Genomic DNA, 17,413 nt, shown 5'->3' with positions numbered 1-17,413 from the left:
AAGGCGCCGCAATCGCCTTCCTTTTTCTTTGTTCCATAAAACATCGCACGTTGAGTTTTGGAGTGCGCTGACAACAAGTTCATCCCATCAATGTGCTAGTTGCGGTGCGAGATGGTCCCGATACCGTCTGGTAGGATATAGGACATTGCACCCTTTAGGATGAATTGCGTTTGACCCTTCGAAAATATCTCGTAATCCTTTCGATCGTCATCTTTGGTTCGTGCGGAGACGCTTTCCTGGCGCACGGGATGAAGCAGGTCCCGCCCATTGATATTCATCATTTGTCGCATCTGTTTTTCGCACTCACGAATCCCTTCATTATTTTAGGAATCGTTTCTCTCATCATTTTTATGTGGAGCTACATGACTGCGCTGTCTTTTGCAGACCTTAGTTATGTACTCCCAGCGACGGCTATCAGCTATGTCCTGATGGTGCTGTTGTCGATTTTCTGGCTGCACGAGCATGTCAGTCCGCAACGCTGGTCCGGGGTTGTCCTCATCGTGATTGGAGTTGGAATCGTTGCCGGGGGGCCATCGCGAACCGAGGACCCGGAGCTTTCCGCAAATTCAGAAGGGGCGCTGGATAAATCGTTATGAGAACTTTTTATACCTGGGCCTGCATATCTACCACTGTTCTTGCGGCATCGGCGGGGGACGTACTGGTTGCTATGGCGATGCGACGCATCGGCGATCTCGGCGATCTCCGTCGCGATCACGGCATTGGCGCGGTAATGGTTCGGGTAGCAACGAGCGGCGTCCTCTTTGGCGGAATTTTCTTCATGGCCATAGCGTTTTTCAGCAACTTGATGGGACTCTCGTGGGCTGACCTTAGCTTAGTGGGTCCGACATCGGCTGCGCTCACTTTTGTCGGTAACGCGATTGGGGCAAAGTATTTCCTGGGCGAAAGAGTGGATCGGCGACGCTGGTTTGCAACCATCTTCGTGGCGTTCGGAGTCCTTCTGCTGACCCAGTCTTGACACGATAGTGGACTCCCGCGAGATGGACTCGTCGGCGCTGTATTTTTACAATGGTTTTCGTTACCTATGAATTCAGGTGCCACCCCCAATCTGCAGGATCCGGGTCAGCTGCAAGAGTCGACCGTTGGCATCATTTCCGGTCAAACGGGTAGCCCAAAGCGGTTCCATTGGAACTGGCGCGTTTCTGTCCTCCTCCTCGTTGCATTATGGGGAGTCGTTTACCTTGCGGGTATTGCGAATCCTGCATTGCTCGACGATGTCGACACCGTGCATGCCGAAGCCGCGCGCGAGATGGTGTTACGGCACGACTGGGTAACGCTTTACACGGACGGATTCCGGTACCTGGAAAAAGCGCCACTGATGTATTGGGGCATGGCGACCAGCTACGAGATTTTTGGCGTAAACACCTGGAGCACGCGCTTGCCATTGCTGCTCGGCGTGCTCGCGTTAATTCTCGCGACGTATTACCTGGGGCGCTATGTTTATGGTGAGAAGGGTGGTCTGTTTTCGGGCGTTGTACTGGCTACAGCGTTGGGCCTCTACATTTATACCCGCTTCCTGATTCCAGAAGTGCTGGTCACCCTGTGGCTCACGATTGGGTACTACCTATTCTTGCGCTCGCTGGAAGAAGAGCGGCCTTCGCGTTTTGTCTGCTGGGGATTTGCCGCGACATGTGCGTTGAATGTGCTCACGAAGGGACTGATCGGGCTGGTGTTTCCGTTTGCCGCGATCGGGGCCTTTCTTATTTTGACGCGGAATTTGAAGCACCTGCTGAAACTGCGCCTGTTTTCCAGCACGCTAGTTTTCCTGGCGATCGCAGCACCGTGGCACATCCTGGCGGCAATCCGTAATCCGGCCCAGGGTCAGGCGCGGGGGTTCCTCTGGTTCTATTTCATCAACGAGCACGTCATGCGTTTCCTTGGGAAACGCGTGCCCCCGGGGTACGACACTGTTCCCTTGGCGATATTCTGGGGCCTCATCCTGGTTTGGGTATTCCCGTGGAGTATCTTTCTGCCGCAAGCTGTGCGTGACGTGCCGGCGTGGCGAAAACTCCGGGCCGGGGCTGCCAAACTGGACCGACGCGGTCGGGCGAACTTGCTGTTCCTCCTTTGGCCGCTGGTGATCCTTTTATTCTTCAGCTTCTCCACCCGGCAGGAGTACTACATGATTCCGGGTGTGCCCGGAATTGCCTTGTTAGCCGGTGGTTGGCTTGTACGGGAATCTGAGCCGGACGCCCCGGAGTCGAGTCGCCGGGCCGGACTGATTTCATCCATCATATTGTTGGTATTGGGCGCCCTGGCATTCGTTGCCGGAATGTACGTTCTCCTCGTTTCGCGTGCTCCTGCGCCGGGAGCCGACCTGGCAGACCTTCTTAAGAAGAATCCGCAGGACTACAACTTTTCTTTGGGCCATGTGCTCGATTTGACGCCGGAGGCCCTGGGCATTTTTCGTATCCCGCTCCTCGGAGCATCGCTCGCTCTGCTGCTTGGACCTGGGGCGAATTGGATTTTCCGGAAGCTTCGGCGTCCATTTGCCGGGAACGTCGCGCTTGTCGGAATGATGGTCGTTCTATTGGCCTGCATACACTCGGCTTACATCACCTTCTCGCCGATTCTTTCGTCCTACAATCTTGCAGTCGCGATTCAAAAACACTTTCGGCCGGGGGATGTGATCGTCATCGATGGCCGGTATGATCAGGCGTCTACACTTAACTTCTATATCGGGGTTCCGGTCCATGTGTTGCACGCGCCCAGCGGGAACCTCTGGTATGGCGCGAAGTTCCCCGATGCGCCGAAACTCTTCGAAACGCAAGAATCGTTTGCGAGTTTGTGGAAGAGTCCGACAACGGTATTCATGTGGGCAGATAACGAACAGCCACGAGCTTTAAGCGGGATGAAGGCGTTTCAACTTGCGCGTAGCGGCGGCAAGCTCGTGTTCACGAACCACGATCCAACGACAGAGATACCACGCTAGACCCGTTGGGTACCTCATCGGGCGATAGCCTGCGGTGAAATCCGTCTGATAAACTAAATACTGGCAGCTTATAGGCCCAACTAAGGTTCTTGCGTCTCCTTAGCGTTGCTAATGGAGAAAGTAACGTTGCATCTGCTCAGGGAGTGCACGCTTGATTGCACAGATAATCCTCGCCATTGCCGTTGTCGGAAGCATCTCCTCCACGGTCGTTCTCATTCTTGCCATCATTGGCGCAATCAAGTTCAGGCGTAATGCCGTTCGAGAGCGCAAAGCCGTCGGGAGACTCTCGGAGAATCTGCCGCCGGTCTCGGTCCTGAAGCCGGTACATGGTAATGAAGCTCGGATGAAAGAGAACATCGAGAGCTTCTTCCGTCAGGACTACCCGAACTACGAGATCCTGTTTGCGGCCGACGAGGCAGACGACTCAGCGCTGCCGATAATCCGTGAAATCGCTGCACGTTATCCCCACATACACTGCGAAATTTTCATTACCGGGCAGCCGCCGTGGCCAAATGCCCCGAATTATTGCTTCCATCGCCTGACAGAGGTCGCGTCCTACGACATCCTTGTGACCAGCGACAGTGACGTTGAGGTGGATTCGAATTACTTGCGCGATGTGGTTCACCCCCTGCTCGATCCCAAGGTCGGGGCACTCACTACTATCTTCCGCGGAAAGAGCGCGGGTGGCTTCTGGGCTGATCTCGACGCAATCGGCATGTCGGTGGAGTTCGCGGCCGGAGTTCTCGTGGTCAACCTGCTGGAGGGTACGAAGTTTGGGCTCGGGCCGACGATCGCTCTGCGCAAAGACTCCATAGGGAAGATTGGCGGTTACGCCGCGGTTCGGGATTATCTGTCGAACGATTTCGTGGTCGGAAACTTCATTCACAAAGCCGGATACGATGTTGTGCTTTCCAGCCATGTAGTCGATCACATAGCCCCTCGGATGGGTTTCCGAACCATGTGGGAGAGACAGCTGCGGTGGGCCATGGGCACCCGTTATTCGCGTCCCAAGGGCCACTTGGGCACTGGGCTTACATTCGCGATGCCCTTCGGAATCCTGGCCTTGATTGCCGCTCCGTTCGCCGGATTGACTTCGCTGGGCGTGGGACTGTTTGCCGCCGCATGGCTGAACCGCATGATTGAGTGTTGGGTCGTTGGCTGGTGGGCTGCCCGTGATCCTGTGGCGCGAAAATTAGTGCCACTGTATCCCTTACGAGATCTGCACGGATTTATCATCTGGTGCGCGAGCTACCTGTCCAAACGGAGTCTCTGGCGTGACAACAAGTACAAGTTGCTGAAGGGCGGCCGGTTGTGGGCCACTCGCGCGAACGGTTCCGTCATCGACCCCGACTCGCCGGATTTCTGGGCCGACGTTCCCACGGCCGAGGAAGTTCTTGCGTCGGCTGGGCGAGAGCGGTCGTAAGGTTGCAATACATGGAAAGCGGGGTCAGGCGTGGCAGCGAGTCGCCACGTCACTGATCAGACGGCCCATGTTTCTGCCCCGTTTTCGTTATCTGCGGACTGCTCATCGTTCATTGACACCCCTCTTTGTGGGGTGTTAAGTTTTATTGTTTTATAGAAGTTTCATAGCCCACATCCTCTCGAGAAGGCTTTCACCGACAGGTTCATGGACACCTTCAGACAATTAGGCGGATTACTGCTCGGAGCGGTGCCCACAGGTGTGCTTCTGCTGCTGATGTACCTGGCCTATCACGTCCTCGTACACAGGCCACTGGAGCGGGTTTTGGCCGAGCGGCGGGCGAAAACCGAGGGCGCCGTCGAACAAGCGCGCACGGACATCGCGTTGGCGGAAATGAAGGCCAATGAGTATGAAGAACGCCTGAGAGATGCCAAACTGGCGATCTTCAAGGCCCTGGAGACCAGGCGTCAGCAGGCACAGCAGGCACGGGCGGCAGCTGTTGCGCAGGCTCGCGCACGGGCCGACGCCCAGGTCAAAGACGCAAAGGCTGGCATGGAGCGCGACGTGGTGGCGGCGAAGTTTACGCTGCAGAGCGAAGGGGAGCGCCTGGCAAACGAAATCATCCGTACCATCCTGCAACCCGCAGGCACTGGGCAGGCCCCGGCTGCCGGAAGCTAACGATGAAGAGTTTCATTCGACACATAATCCTTTTTCTCGCGCTGAGCGTCGCGTTCGGAATCGCGGTCGCGCAGCAGCCAGAAGCCGCGTCGGCACCGCATGCTGCGCAGACGCAAGCCGAACCCCAGAAGCCGGAGGCGGCGGGTCAGATGAGCCCCGAAGAGAAGCAGTCGGGGTCCGAGGCGCAAGTAGGCAATAAGCAAGGGATCGCGAAGGAAGAGGAATCGGAAGAAGAAAACGCCGCCCTGAAGTATTCGCCGACGGTGACCAAGGTAGGGAAACTGATCGGCCTCGGGCCGAAGGCGTCGTACTGGCTGTTTACTTGTCTGAACTTCGCAGTCGTGCTTTGGCTCGTCGGGTGGTTCCTCAAGGCAAAGGTTGCGCCGGGTCTGCGCGAACGGAATGTGTCGATTCGCTCTGCCATGGACGCGGCGAAGAAAGCCAGCGATGAGGCCAATGCGCGGCTGGCGAATATCGAGGCGCGCCTGGCGAAGATCGATGGCGAAGTTGCGGGACTGAAAGCGCAGGCGGAAACAGATTTCAAGGTAGAAGAGCAACGGATTCAGCAACAGGCGGTGGAAGACGCGAAGCGCGTTGTGGAAGCCGCCGAGCAGGAGATCGCATCGGCAGCAAAGAGCGCCCGCCGTGAACTGAAGGTGTTCGCCGCGGATCTTGCGGTTGGACTGGCGGAGAAGAAGATTTCGGTGGATCGCGACACGGATGAGAGCCTGGTCAGGAGTTTTGTCGATCAACTCGGAAAGGACGGAGAGTAAATGGCCGAGGTAACCAGCCGTTACGCCCGTGCCCTTGCCGACGTCGTGATCGACAGGAAACTGATTCCCGGGCGCGTTCGCGAGCAGGTGAACACGATTGCGCAGCTGGTTTCAGCCAACCATAACCTGCGCCAGGTGTGGGATAACCCTTCGGTTCCGGCCGATCAGAAGCGGAAGTTGTTGGACGCGATTGGACAGAAGATCGTGCTGGACCCGATGGTGCGGAACTTCATTGCCGTGCTGATCGATCACCAGCGCATCGCGATGATCGATCTCATCGCACGGCAGTTCGAGACGGAACTGGATTCGCGGCTGGGAATCGCCGAAGCGAAGGTGACGAGTTCGCGTGATCTGACGACGGACGAGCGGCTCGCGCTGGAGAACCAGATCAAGCAGATTACCGGCAAGGCGGTGCGCGCGCTGTATGCGACCGATAAGGCCCTGATCGGCGGCGCCGTGGTGCAGATCGGCAGCACCATTTACGACGGTTCCGTGCGCGGCCAGTTGAACAAGATAAGAGAGACGCTGAGCGCGGAATAAAAGAAGCAATTAGCCATTAGCGAAGTGTCATGATTTTTCGAGAGTTTGATTATTGCGGGTTCCCGGTCTTCGACTCAGCTATATATCGAGCGGCATGGACCAACTGAGAACGGAGAACTGGTAACCGAGAACGGTTTTTATGCCCCAGATCAAAGCAGACGAAATTACGCAACTGATTCGCGAACAGATCGAGAACTACGAGACGAAGATCGCGGTCGACGAAGTCGGCACGGTCATTTCACTCGGCGACGGTATCGCCCGCATTCATGGGCTCGACAAGGTCATGGCGGGCGAACTCATTGAGTTCCCCCACAATGTGGCCGGTATCGCCATGAACCTGGAAGAAGACCAGGTCGGCTCGGTGCTGATGGGCGATTACACAGAAATCAAAGAAGGCGACGAGGTTCGCCGCACTGGGCGCATCATGAGCGTTCCTGTTGGCGAGGCCATGATTGGCCGTGTCGTCAACGCGCTGGGCCAACCCATCGACGACAAGGGCCCGATCAACACGACGCAGTATCTGCCACTGGAGCGCATCGCTCCCGGCGTCATCGATCGGCAACCCGTGCGCGAACCGATGGCCACCGGCATCAAAGCCATTGACGCCATGATTCCGATCGGCCGCGGACAGCGCGAATTGATCATTGGCGATCGCCAGACCGGCAAAACCGCTATCGTGCTCGACACGATCATTAACAGCAAGGGTCGCGACCTGGTCTGTGTTTACTGCGCGATCGGGCAGAAGCGTTCAAGCGTTGCCCAAGTGGTGAAGATCCTCGAAGATGCCGGCGCCATGGAGTACACCGTGGTAGTCGTTGCGTCGGCCTCCGATCCGGCGCCGATGCAGTACATCGCGCCATATGCGGCGTGCGCGATCGGCGAGTACTTCCGCGACAGCAAGCGGCACGCGCTGACGATCTATGACGATCTTTCGAAGCACGCGGCGGCGTATCGCGAGATCTCGCTGCTGCTGCGGCGTCCGCCCGGGCGCGAAGCGTATCCGGGAGACGTGTTCTATCTCCACTCCCGCTTGCTGGAACGCGCAGCTAAGCTGAGCGACGCCAAGGGCGGTGGTTCACTGACCTCGCTGCCCATCATTGAAACCCAGGCCGGCGACGTCTCGGCATACATCCCGACGAACGTCATTTCGATCACCGATGGCCAGATCTTCCTCGAGACCGATCTGTTCAACTCCGGCATTCGTCCTGCGGTGAACGTAGGTCTGTCGGTGAGCCGCGTCGGATTCTCGGCGGCGATCAAAGCGACCAAACAGGTCGGCGCCACGCTGAAACTGGAATTGGCACAGTACCGCGAACTCGCCGCATTTGCGCAGTTCGGCAGCGACCTCGACAAGGCGACGCAGCAGCAACTCAATCGCGGCCAGCGCCTGGTTGAAATCCTGAAGCAGGCGCAGTTCGAGCCGCTCCCATTCACCAAGCAGGTGCTCATCATCTATGCCGGAACCGGCGGGTTCCTCGACGATCTTGCGGTCGAACAGTGCCGCCCGTTCGAGAAATCGCTCTACAACTACGTCGAGACGATGAACCCCGGCCTGCTGAAGACGATGGAAGAGAAAAAGGCTCTCGATGACGCGCTGAAGGCGGACATGAACAAGACCATCACCGCCGCAAAGGAGCGATTCCTGGCGGAAGTGAAAGCCGCTGGAGCGAAGTAGCATTTGCTGCAGCAAAGAACGAACAACGAAGAACGAACTGAGAACTGGCAACTGGGAACTGACTAATGGCAGGCGTACTCGACATTCGGCGTCGCATTCGAAGCGTTCGCAACACGCGGCAGATCACGCGCGCGATGAAGATGGTTTCGGCTGCGAAGCTGCGCCGAGCACAGGACCGCGCCATGGCGGCGCGTCCGTACGCGCAGATGCTGACGAACGTGCTGAAGTCGCTGGTCGGCCGCGCTGAAATCTACGATCCGCAGACTGGTGCGCCGAAGCATCCGCTGCTGGAGCGCCGCGAGGAAAAGACCGCGCTGCTGATTATTGTGACTGGCGACAAGGGGCTCGCCGGCGCTTTCAACGCCAACATCTTGAAGGCGGCGATGCGCTTCATCGAGTCAAAAGCCGGTAAGAACATCGACATTATCGCCTTTGGGCGCAAGGGCCGCGATTTTCTACGCCGGCGTTTTCCCGTGACGGACGAACCCTCGGCTCGCAAAGGCCCGGTCCAGATCGTCGGCGAATACTCCGGCCTGCTCGGAAAAGCGGCTTTCGACAATGCCCACGAGATCGCGGAGAAAGTCATCGACCGCTACTGCGAGGGCGAGATCGACTCGGTATATCTCGTCTTCAACGAATTCAAGTCGGTGATCGCGCAGCGCCTGGTTGTTGACACCGTCCTGCCGGTTGGAGCGATTGGCGAGCACGTGCTGGCCCAGGTAGAAGAACTCACCACCGAGCAGCGCGAACAGGCTGCGGAAGCCGCGCTGAAGGCAGGTGTCAGCCTGGAAGAGCCAGAAACTCGTGAAATCGACGAGCGCGCCAAGCTGTTCGGCGCCGCACAGGTTGACTACATTTACGAGCAGTCGCCGAAGGACTTGTTCGCGGCACTGCTGCCGAAGTACATCGCGATCCAGATCTATCATTCGATGCTGGAATCGTGGGCGGCTTTCAACGCTGCGCAGATGACCGCGATGGATTCGGCGACGAACAACGCCAGCGAAATGATCGACTCGTTAACGCTGGCGATGAACCGCGCCCGGCAGGCCTCGATCACGAAAGAAATCATCGAGATCGTAAGCGGGGCGGCGGCACTATAGAGATTCGCGGTGCCCACATCTGCTAACTGCGGCTTGTGGGGCACGGAGAGTTTGATTTATGGAAAACATCGGACACGTGATTCAGATCGCCGGACCGGCGGTTGACGTTCAATTCGCGGAGGGCATGTTGCCCCCGATTTACCAGGCGCTCAAGGTCGTCAGCGACGGCTTCAACGTACCCACGCCCATCAAGGTCGTGCTCGAAGTGCAGCAGCATCTTGGCGAAGGGCGCGTGCGCTGCGTGGCCATGGAGCCCACGGACGGCATGGTGCGCGGCATGAAGGCCATCGATCTTGGCGGACCCATCTCGGTGCCGGTCGGCAAGGGCACCCTCGGACGCGTCATTAACGTCATCGGCGAGCCTGTCGACAACCTCGGCCCCGTGCAGTGCACCGAGAGGCTGCCGATCCACCGTCCGGCACCCGCATTCGATGAGCAGTCCACGCGGGCGGAAATGTTCGAGACCGGTGTGAAAGTCATCGATCTCATCCAGCCCTTCCTGAAGGGCGGTAAGATCGGATTGTTCGGCGGCGCCGGCGTCGGCAAGACCGTCGTCATCATGGAACTCATCAACAACGTCGCCAAGCAGCACGGTGGATTCTCCGTGTTCGGCGGCGTCGGCGAACGCACCCGCGAGGGCAACGACCTCTGGCTGGAAATGACCGAGTCGGGCGTGATCAAGCCCGGCGTGCCCGCCGAATCGAAGGCCGCGCTGATTTACGGCCAGATGACCGAGCCGCCCGGGGCACGTCTTCGCGTCGCGCTGACCGCTCTGACCGTCGCCGAGTACTTCCGCGACGCCGAGGGCGCCGACACGCTGCTCTTCATCGACAACATCTTCCGGTTCACGCAGGCCGGTTCCGAGGTGTCCGCGCTGCTGGGCCGCATGCCCAGCGCCGTGGGATACCAGCCGAACCTCGCATCTGAAATGGGCGAACTGCAGGAGCGCATCACCTCGACCAAGAAGGGCTCAGTCACCTCGGTGCAGGCCATTTACGTGCCCGCCGACGACTTGACCGATCCCGCTCCGGCCACCACGTTCGCTCACCTTGACGCAACCACGGTGCTTTCGCGTCCGTTGACCGAAATCGGAATCTATCCCGCGGTTGATCCGCTGGCATCGACCTCGCGCATTCTCGATCCCCACATCGTCGGCGAGGAGCACTATCGAGTGGCGCAGGGTGTGAAGCAGATACTGCAGCGCTATAAGGACCTCCAGGACATCATCGCCATTCTCGGTATCGACGAGTTGAGCGAAGACGACAAGTTGACGGTAGCGCGCGCCCGTAAGATCCAGAAGTTCCTCTCCCAGCCGTTCCACGTTGCCGAACAGTTCACGGGCATGAAGGGCCGCTACGTGAAGGTTGAGGACACGGTGCGCAGCTTCAATGAGATCCTCCAGGGCAAGCACGACGAGGTGCCGGAGCAGGCGTTCTACATGGTCGGAACAATCGAAGAAGTGCTGGAGAAGGCCGACAAACTGAAGGCGGGAGCGGTCGCGTAAAACGAAGTTCTCAGTTCTCCGTTCTCAGTTAGAACCCGCAGGTCTACTGGTGAATACCAACTGAGAACTGATAACTGGGAACCGAGAACTGGCATGGCAGAGACTTTCGAACTCGAGATCGTAACCCCAGAGAAGCTGGTGGTTCGGGACGTGGCGGAAGAGGTTCAGATTCCCGCCCGGAACGGCTACATTGGCATTCTTCCGGGACACGCTCCGCTGATCACCGAATTGGCCGTCGGCGAGATTACCTACCGCAACGCTGGCACAACCGCGATATTGTCGGTTGCGTGGGGATTTGCCGAAGTTCTTCCGAACAAGGTAACAATCCTGGCGGAATCGGCGGAGAAACCGGAAGAGATTGACGTGAACCGCGCCCAGGAAGCCAAGAAGCGAGCGGAAGAGCGTTTGCAGGGCGGACAAGGCGAAATAGATTACCAGCGCGCATTGACAGCGCTGCAACGAGCTGAAACGCGTCTGGATGTTGCCTCCAAAGCAGGAGTAAAGTAATCCGTGAGATACTGAAAAGCCCCCGACGTTTCGGGGGTTTTTGTTTCGCCGGCTAATATTGTAAAAACTAGTTTCGATTTTCTGAGTGGTTCGAGCTGGTGCGCCCTTCGTAATTCCTAATTTCCTACGGGGTGTGGATGAGTCTGACTGTCGAAGTCGCGGGCAAGACCGATGTCGGCCGCGTTCGGGCCAATAACGAAGACAATTTCGGTTTCGACAAGCGTTATGGCATCTACGTGGTGTGCGATGGCATGGGCGGAGCTGCCGCGGGCGAAGTTGCCAGCAAGATGGCCGTCGACTGCCTGCTCAGTTACTTCCGTCGGGCGGGCAAGGACGGCAAGGTCGACATTGTAGGCGCCTATCCCAGCGAGTTCTCCATGCGAGCCATCGCGCTTGGCAGTGCCATAAACCTCGCCAACCAGGAAATTTTCAACGCCTCTCGTGCCAGTGAAGAACACGCGGGCATGGGTTCGACCATCGTTGCGGTGGCCGCGAACGATAACGAATTCTCTATTGCCAACGTAGGCGACTCGCGCATTTACCGTATTCGCGAAAACTCCATTCAACAGTTGACCGAGGACCATTCGCTGGTAATGGAACAGGTTCGCCGGGGCTTGATTACGGCCGAGGAAGCCAAGCGAGTCGATTACCAGAACATCGTCATTCGAGCCCTCGGAGCCGAACCCACGGTGCAGGCCGACATCGAGGACCTCACCGCCGAAGTCGGCGACGTTATTGTAATGTGCAGCGACGGCCTCACTCGCTACCTCGACGGTGAGAAGATTCTGGCGATTGTGCGCGAGTCAACCGCGCTCGAGTACGCTGTCGATAAACTCATTGTCACAGCGCGGGATGCCGGCGGCGCGGATAATATCACGGTGCTCGCTTTGAAATTCCAGGAGCAGGGCTGGCTCAAGGGCCTGTTCAATGGTGGACCCGTGTCGCGCGAAGCGCACTGACAGTTCTTCGTTCCTAGTTCCTCGTTCTTCATTTACATTTGTGCCTGTTCCCGACTGAGAGCCTGGAACGGGAACTGAGAACTAATTTCACCCGAGGCACTTCATATGGACTTCAAGAACATCGGCGTCATCGGCGCGGGGACGATGGGCAACGGCATCGCTCATGTCTTCGCAAAATCCGGATATAACGTCACTCTGGTCGAAGTCGAGCAACGCTTCCTCGATCGTGGTCTCGATACAATCAACAAGAACCTCGACCGCGAAGTAGCAAAGAACAAGATCACCGCGGAGCAGAAGTCAGCGGCGCTCGGACGCATTCACGGATCCCTCAGTCGCAAAGATCTTTCGCAGTGTGACTTTGTTGTCGAAGCCGCGACAGAGAAGTTCGATATCAAGTCGGAGATCTTTCGCGACCTCGACCAGATCTGCCGGCCCGAAATCATCCTGGCATCAAACACGTCATCGATCTCGATCACGAAGCTTGCGGCGGTCACGAAGCGGCCTGACAAGATTATCGGAATGCACTTCTTCAATCCGGTTCCGATGATGAAACTGGTCGAGGTCATTCGCGGGATCGCAACCAGCAATGGAACCTACGCAACCGTGAAGGATCTCGCGCTGAAGCTGGAAAAGACGCCGGTCGAAGTGAACGACGCCCCCGGGTTCGTTTCGAATCGCGTGCTGATGCCGCTGATCAACGAAGCAATTTACGCAGTCATGGAAGGCGTAGCGACGCCGGAAGCCGTCGATGAGGTTTTCAAACTCGGCATGGCTCACCCGATGGGGCCGCTGACGCTCGCCGACTTCATCGGTCTCGACGTCTGTCTCAACATTATGCGCGTGATGCATGAGGGCCTTGGTGATCCCAAGTACCGGCCTTGCCCCCTGCTGGTCAAGATGGTCGATGCAGGCTGGCTGGGACGGAAATCAGGGAAAGGTTTCTACCAGTACTGATGGATCGGCCGGTTCGTTTTCCTGATAGAACGCTCGGTGTAGCATGGCGGCAATTTGCGCGCGATACGACACGAAAGGGTTGAGTAATCTGCTGCTCTGTTCGTGTTTAATATTCGTATGACCAGCTACATCATTGCCGTCATCTGCGGATTACTCGCCGGCTTTGTTCACATCACTATTGGCGATCCGCTGCTGACATCGCTCGTCGTACTCATCTCGACCATGTCGCTTGGCTTTGCCAGTCCTGAACGCCCCTGGCGATGGACCCTGCTCGTCGGCCTCATGGTTCCCATCGTGATGATGAGCGCGAACCTGTTGCATTACTACGAAACGCTGACTCGCGCCGGGCTCGCCGGATCGATCCTGATCATGCTGCCTGGCGTCGCCGGAGCGTACGGCGGGTCCGTTGGACGAAGGTTCGTGCGGGTGATGTTCCAGGGCAAAGAAAATTGATCAGAGATACGCCAGCAGGACGGCGATGAGGAAGACGAGCAGCACGGCGCCAAACGCAATGGCTGAGAGCAGTACCAGAGATTGCGCCTTGGTCAGGTGGTTCTTTCCACCGCCGAGTTGATTCAGAAGCCAGGCGTTGCGCTGACCGTCCTCAAATAGCACATTGTGCTGGAGTTGATCCAACTCCTGTTCCCATTGCCGGCGTGATTTCCGGAGGCGGCTCATTGCCGGCGATCATCATAATACGTCCCCTGCGGTGATGGACACCTCGAAGTACACGTCCAAAGGCGATGCAGCTTTCACGACATTTCAGTGTTAATGTGCATCGTATGCGCATTTTATCCAGCCTCATCATTTTCATGTTGTTGTCCATCTCTTGCTTCGCGCAATCCCCGCTCGACCGCGTCTGGCAGAGCATAACCAAGCCGAAATCGCAGTCAGCTGGCGGAAACCTCAGTACGGACACCATCACGAGGGGTCTGAGAGAGGCCCTGAGGGTGAGCACGACGCAGGCAGTCGCGAAAACCGGCAGGCCCGACGGCTTTCTTGGCAATCCGGCGATCAAGATTCCGCTTCCTGCCTCACTGCAGAAGGCTCGCACCGGGCTGCAACTGGTTGGGATGGGTCCACAACTCGATCAGCTTGAGGTCGGGATGAATCGCGCGGCCGAGCAGGCGACGCCTCTGGCAAAACAAATATTCCTTAACGCGCTGATGAAGATGACGATCAGCGACGCGCGCAACATCCTGAACGGCGGCGACACCGCCGCAACGCAGTATTTCAAAAACGCGACCTCGCAGGAACTGATGATGGCATTTACGCCGATCGTACACAACGCCATGCAGAACGTAGGAGTCGTCAGGCAATATGATCGGATCGCGCAGAACTCGCTGGCCGGGCCACTGCTGCAGAGCCGCGGTTTCGATCTCGATCAGTACGTCGTCGGCAAGACGCTCGACGGCCTCTTCTATATGCTCGGACGGGAAGAGAAGAACATCCGTCAGAACCCGGCGGCGCGAACGACGGCAATCCTGCAGCAGGTGTTCGGCCGTCGGAACCCCTAGCGTGACCCGGAAGTGCCTTAGTTACTACTTCATTACTGCAAATGCACAGGCACTCACGTTATGCTGCTCGCATGGCGGTGTCCTTGACGGTTCTGGCGAGCGGGAGTGGCGGGAATTGCTCCGTCGTTGCGTCGTCGGGAACGCGGCTGCTGATTGATGCCGGCCTTTCCTGCAAAGCCATTTCCAAACGCCTTGCTAGCCGTGGAATTGACGCCGCTTCGCTCGATGCCGTCCTGATCACCCACGAGCATGCCGATCATGTTACCGGGCTTTACGTTATGGCGAAGAAATACTCGTTGCCGGTCTATATGACCGAGGCCACGCATCGCGCCTGGACGCGCCAGTACACAGACAGCAACGGAGAGCGCGTGAAGGCCGAGAAGGTCGAGCACTTCCAGTCCGGCCATCGGTTCCACATTGGTGACATTGAGGTCACGCCGTTCACCATTCCGCATGATGCCGCCGATCCTGTGGGGTTCACCTTTCGTGCCGATGGAATCAAGCTCGGATATGTGACCGATCTCGGTTACATACCATCCAATGTAAAGGCGCATTTGCGCCAATGCGACGGGTTGATGGTCGAATCGAATCACGATCTGGAGATGCTGCGTGTTGGTCCGTATCCTTGGGCGGTGAAGCAGCGTGTGATGAGCCGCGTGGGCCATCTTTCCAATGCCGCTCTCGCGGAATTTTTGTCCAGCGACTATGATGGAAGCGCGGCGTTTCTCATATTGGCGCACCTTTCGGCGGCAAACAATCACCCCGAAATTGCGCGCAACTGCGCCGAGCACGCGCTGGCGGACCGCCTGTCACTCTGGCAGAATCGCCTCATGCTCGCTTCGCAGGACGAGGCGCTGGAAACGATTACGCTGTAATACATTCATGAGTCAATGCACTGATCGGGTTGTAGGAAGCATCCTGGCGGGCTGGCGATACGATATCTCCGGAATCACCCCCGAGATGCGGGGTGACTACGAAGCCCATCTTGCTGCCTGCGAGCACTGCCGTTCCCGCCAGAGACTGCATCGCACCATCGACATTGCATTGATGGTACTGGCGACTGTTTCCGCATTGATGTTCCTGCTCGCCTACGGCGTCATTCGCCATTTCCAACCACAGCACGCATTTGTTCTCGAACTGATCGCGATCGGCGGGTTCCTGCTCTCCACTCTGGTGTGGCTGGTCGTCGCCGTTGCGACTCCGGCGCCAATGGCCATGGTGGACGTTGCGCGCATCGGTGCTCGCAAGGTTCACGATAAGCTTCCACCCGAGGTTCGCGATCGCATTCCAGAAGAGGTACGGCTCAAGATTACAGGACAGTCTTGAGCGCTTGGTGCATGTGAGCCTTGCGGGAGCACCACTGGAAATTCCGAGCATCGCCAGTGAGATGAAGCAATCTGCTTTGTTCCCGCATCAAACCATGCAGGACTGGGGTAAGTATCCGGTCTTTTTTTGTCTATAAGAACATGAAGAAACTGATCGTCTTTTTCGGAATTCTACTGCCCGCATTCATCCTTGCGCAGGATCACCAGCACGACATGTCCACGCAGAATAAACAGAACATGCCCGGCATGAATATGAGCCAGCCTCAGAGCCATATCGAGGATATGGAACTTGGCTTCGCCTCCGGTACGTCCTGGCAGGCGCAATCGGTTCCGGAGCACATGTGGATGCGTACATGGCGTGACTGGACGCTTATGGCGCACGGGAATATGTTTCTCGAGTTCGACCATCAGGGCGGTCCGCGCGGGGCTGGAAAGCTGGCATCGGAGAACTGGCTGATGCTGATGGAACAGCGCAAAGTCGGCCGCGGAACGCTGCAGTTGCGACAGATGCTCAGTGCCGAACCGCTCACCACTCCGCATCCAGGCTTCCCCGAACTGTTCCAGACCGGCGAGACTTATCACGGAGTCCCCCTCGTCGACCACCAGCATCCGCACGATGTCTTCGGTGAAATCTCCGCCAAGTACCTCCTTCCTCTCGGCGAGAGCGCCGCATGGACAATTTACGGCGGCCCAGCTGGCGAGCCGGCGCTCGGACCGACGGCTTTCCTGCATCGCAACTCCGCACTGGAGATTCCCGACGCGCCGATCGGACATCACCTCCAGGACTCGACGCACATTACTTTCGGCGTCATTACCACCGGGATCGAAGCGAAGTGGTTCAAAGTCGAGGGCTCCGTGTTCAATGGACGCGAGCCAGATGAACGCCGCTATAACTTCGACTTTGGGCCGCTGGATTCTTATTCCGGGCGCATCAGCTTCAGCCCTAACAGGAACTGGGCCGCGCAGTACAGCGCCGGACGGCTGATTCACCCCGAGGCTCTCGAACCCGGCGACGTGCTGCGTCAAACGGCATCGATCAACTATGCGCAGCCAATCACGAATGGAAGTTGGGCAACCACCCTCATCTGGGGTCGGAACCACAAGATTCTCCCGCAGACGAATCAGAACTCCTATTTACTGGAGTCCTCACTGAATTTCGCGGCGAAGAACTACGCGTTCACAAGGCTGGAACTCGTGGACAAGGATGAACTATTCCCGGAGGGCGGCGGACCTTCGGGTATCGAGTCGTTTCGAATCGGCAAGTACACGTTGGGTGGCGCGCGCGACCTCGTACATGATTCAAATTGGCAGATCGCGCTCGGCGCCGACTTCTCCGTCTACTCCAAGCCCGCAGTTCTCAATCCGTACTACGGCGAGCACCCGGTCAGCTTTCGGATCTTCCTCCGAGTCCGTCCGGGAGCGATGAAACACTGAGCAACGAGTAACTTGCATCGGTAGGGGGCGTTGCCCTCGCAAGCTACTGAAAAGATGTGACCGCTCTGGCGTAAAAC

At 57.7% G+C, this 17,413-nt stretch carries 19 protein-coding genes; 18 read left to right on the top strand and 1 reads right to left on the bottom strand.

Annotated features, from left to right (window positions below):
• Positions 1-170: 170 nt before the first annotated feature.
• The 14 genes from ROO76_12355 to ROO76_12290 all read left to right on the top strand — a co-directional run bounded on the left by ROO76_12355 (position 171) and on the right by ROO76_12290 (position 13,513).
• On the top strand, positions 171-596 hold the full coding sequence (locus ROO76_12355) for an EamA family transporter (protein MDT8068947.1): 426 nt from the start codon (positions 171-173) through the stop codon (positions 594-596).
• Complete coding sequence (locus ROO76_12350; GenBank protein MDT8068946.1) at positions 593-976, top strand: hypothetical protein; 384 nt, start codon at positions 593-595, stop codon at positions 974-976. The genes ROO76_12355 and ROO76_12350 overlap by 4 nt, the downstream gene beginning before the upstream one ends.
• A 66-nt stretch (positions 977-1,042) precedes the next feature.
• Positions 1,043-2,950: a glycosyltransferase family 39 protein gene (locus tag ROO76_12345; GenBank protein ID MDT8068945.1), complete on the top strand. Its 1,908-nt coding sequence runs from the start codon at positions 1,043-1,045 to the stop codon at positions 2,948-2,950.
• A 151-nt stretch (positions 2,951-3,101) separates the two neighbouring features.
• Entirely contained in the window at positions 3,102-4,373 is a 1,272-nt protein-coding gene (locus ROO76_12340; GenBank protein ID MDT8068944.1) for a glycosyltransferase, read from the top strand.
• Between the two features lie 204 nt (positions 4,374-4,577).
• Positions 4,578-5,048: a hypothetical protein gene (locus ROO76_12335; GenBank protein MDT8068943.1), complete on the top strand. Its 471-nt coding sequence runs from the start codon at positions 4,578-4,580 to the stop codon at positions 5,046-5,048.
• A 2-nt stretch (positions 5,049-5,050) separates the two neighbouring features.
• Complete coding sequence (locus ROO76_12330; protein MDT8068942.1) at positions 5,051-5,821, top strand: ATP synthase F0 subunit B; 771 nt, start codon at positions 5,051-5,053, stop codon at positions 5,819-5,821.
• On the top strand, positions 5,822-6,361 hold the full coding sequence (gene atpH / locus ROO76_12325) for an ATP synthase F1 subunit delta (protein ID MDT8068941.1): 540 nt from the start codon (positions 5,822-5,824) through the stop codon (positions 6,359-6,361).
• Positions 6,362-6,500: 139 nt separating this feature from the next.
• Entirely contained in the window at positions 6,501-8,036 is a 1,536-nt protein-coding gene (gene atpA, locus ROO76_12320; GenBank protein MDT8068940.1) for a F0F1 ATP synthase subunit alpha, read from the top strand.
• Between the two features lie 65 nt (positions 8,037-8,101).
• Positions 8,102-9,136 (top strand): ATP synthase F1 subunit gamma, encoded by a 1,035-nt coding sequence (atpG, locus tag ROO76_12315; GenBank protein ID MDT8068939.1) that lies wholly within the window; start codon positions 8,102-8,104, stop codon positions 9,134-9,136.
• Positions 9,137-9,194: 58 nt separating this feature from the next.
• The gene (atpD, locus tag ROO76_12310) at positions 9,195-10,640 is read left to right on the top strand and encodes a F0F1 ATP synthase subunit beta (protein MDT8068938.1); all 1,446 of its coding nucleotides are present in this window, start codon (positions 9,195-9,197) and stop codon (positions 10,638-10,640) included.
• Positions 10,641-10,733: 93 nt separating this feature from the next.
• Positions 10,734-11,147 carry a F0F1 ATP synthase subunit epsilon gene (locus tag ROO76_12305; GenBank protein MDT8068937.1) on the top strand — a complete coding sequence of 138 codons (414 nt, stop codon included), beginning with the start codon at positions 10,734-10,736 and terminating at the stop codon, positions 11,145-11,147.
• Positions 11,148-11,284: 137 nt separating this feature from the next.
• Entirely contained in the window at positions 11,285-12,106 is an 822-nt protein-coding gene (locus ROO76_12300; GenBank protein ID MDT8068936.1) for a Stp1/IreP family PP2C-type Ser/Thr phosphatase, read from the top strand.
• Positions 12,107-12,211: 105 nt separating this feature from the next.
• Positions 12,212-13,060 carry a 3-hydroxybutyryl-CoA dehydrogenase gene (locus tag ROO76_12295; GenBank protein ID MDT8068935.1) on the top strand — a complete coding sequence of 283 codons (849 nt, stop codon included), beginning with the start codon at positions 12,212-12,214 and terminating at the stop codon, positions 13,058-13,060.
• 117 nt (positions 13,061-13,177) lie between these two features.
• A complete protein-coding gene (locus ROO76_12290) occupies positions 13,178-13,513 on the top strand; it encodes a hypothetical protein (GenBank protein ID MDT8068934.1) in 336 nt (111 codons plus the stop codon).
• On the opposite strand, the gene ROO76_12285 is transcribed toward ROO76_12290, so the two are convergent.
• On the bottom strand, positions 13,514-13,738 hold the full coding sequence (locus ROO76_12285) for a hypothetical protein (GenBank protein MDT8068933.1): 225 nt from the start codon (positions 13,736-13,738) through the stop codon (positions 13,514-13,516).
• 104 nt (positions 13,739-13,842) lie between these two features.
• Between ROO76_12285 and ROO76_12280 the strand changes: the two genes are divergently transcribed.
• From ROO76_12280 to ROO76_12265, 4 genes are all read left to right on the top strand, one after another.
• Positions 13,843-14,577, top strand: a complete 735-nt coding sequence (locus tag ROO76_12280; protein MDT8068932.1) for a DUF4197 domain-containing protein — start codon at positions 13,843-13,845, stop codon at positions 14,575-14,577.
• A 71-nt stretch (positions 14,578-14,648) separates the two neighbouring features.
• Positions 14,649-15,452 carry an MBL fold metallo-hydrolase gene (locus tag ROO76_12275; GenBank protein ID MDT8068931.1) on the top strand — a complete coding sequence of 268 codons (804 nt, stop codon included), beginning with the start codon at positions 14,649-14,651 and terminating at the stop codon, positions 15,450-15,452.
• 7 nt (positions 15,453-15,459) lie between these two features.
• A complete protein-coding gene (locus tag ROO76_12270) occupies positions 15,460-15,903 on the top strand; it encodes a hypothetical protein (protein ID MDT8068930.1) in 444 nt (147 codons plus the stop codon).
• Between the two features lie 140 nt (positions 15,904-16,043).
• Complete coding sequence (locus tag ROO76_12265; GenBank protein MDT8068929.1) at positions 16,044-17,336, top strand: hypothetical protein; 1,293 nt, start codon at positions 16,044-16,046, stop codon at positions 17,334-17,336.
• Positions 17,337-17,413: the final 77 nt, after the last annotated feature.

The sequence above is a fragment of the Terriglobia bacterium genome (genome assembly GCA_032252755.1).
Taxonomy (GTDB): domain Bacteria; phylum Acidobacteriota; class Terriglobia; order Terriglobales; family Acidobacteriaceae; genus JAVUPY01.
The sequence above is the reverse complement of the archived record's forward strand: the minus strand, read 5'-3'. Positions and strand labels throughout refer to the sequence as shown.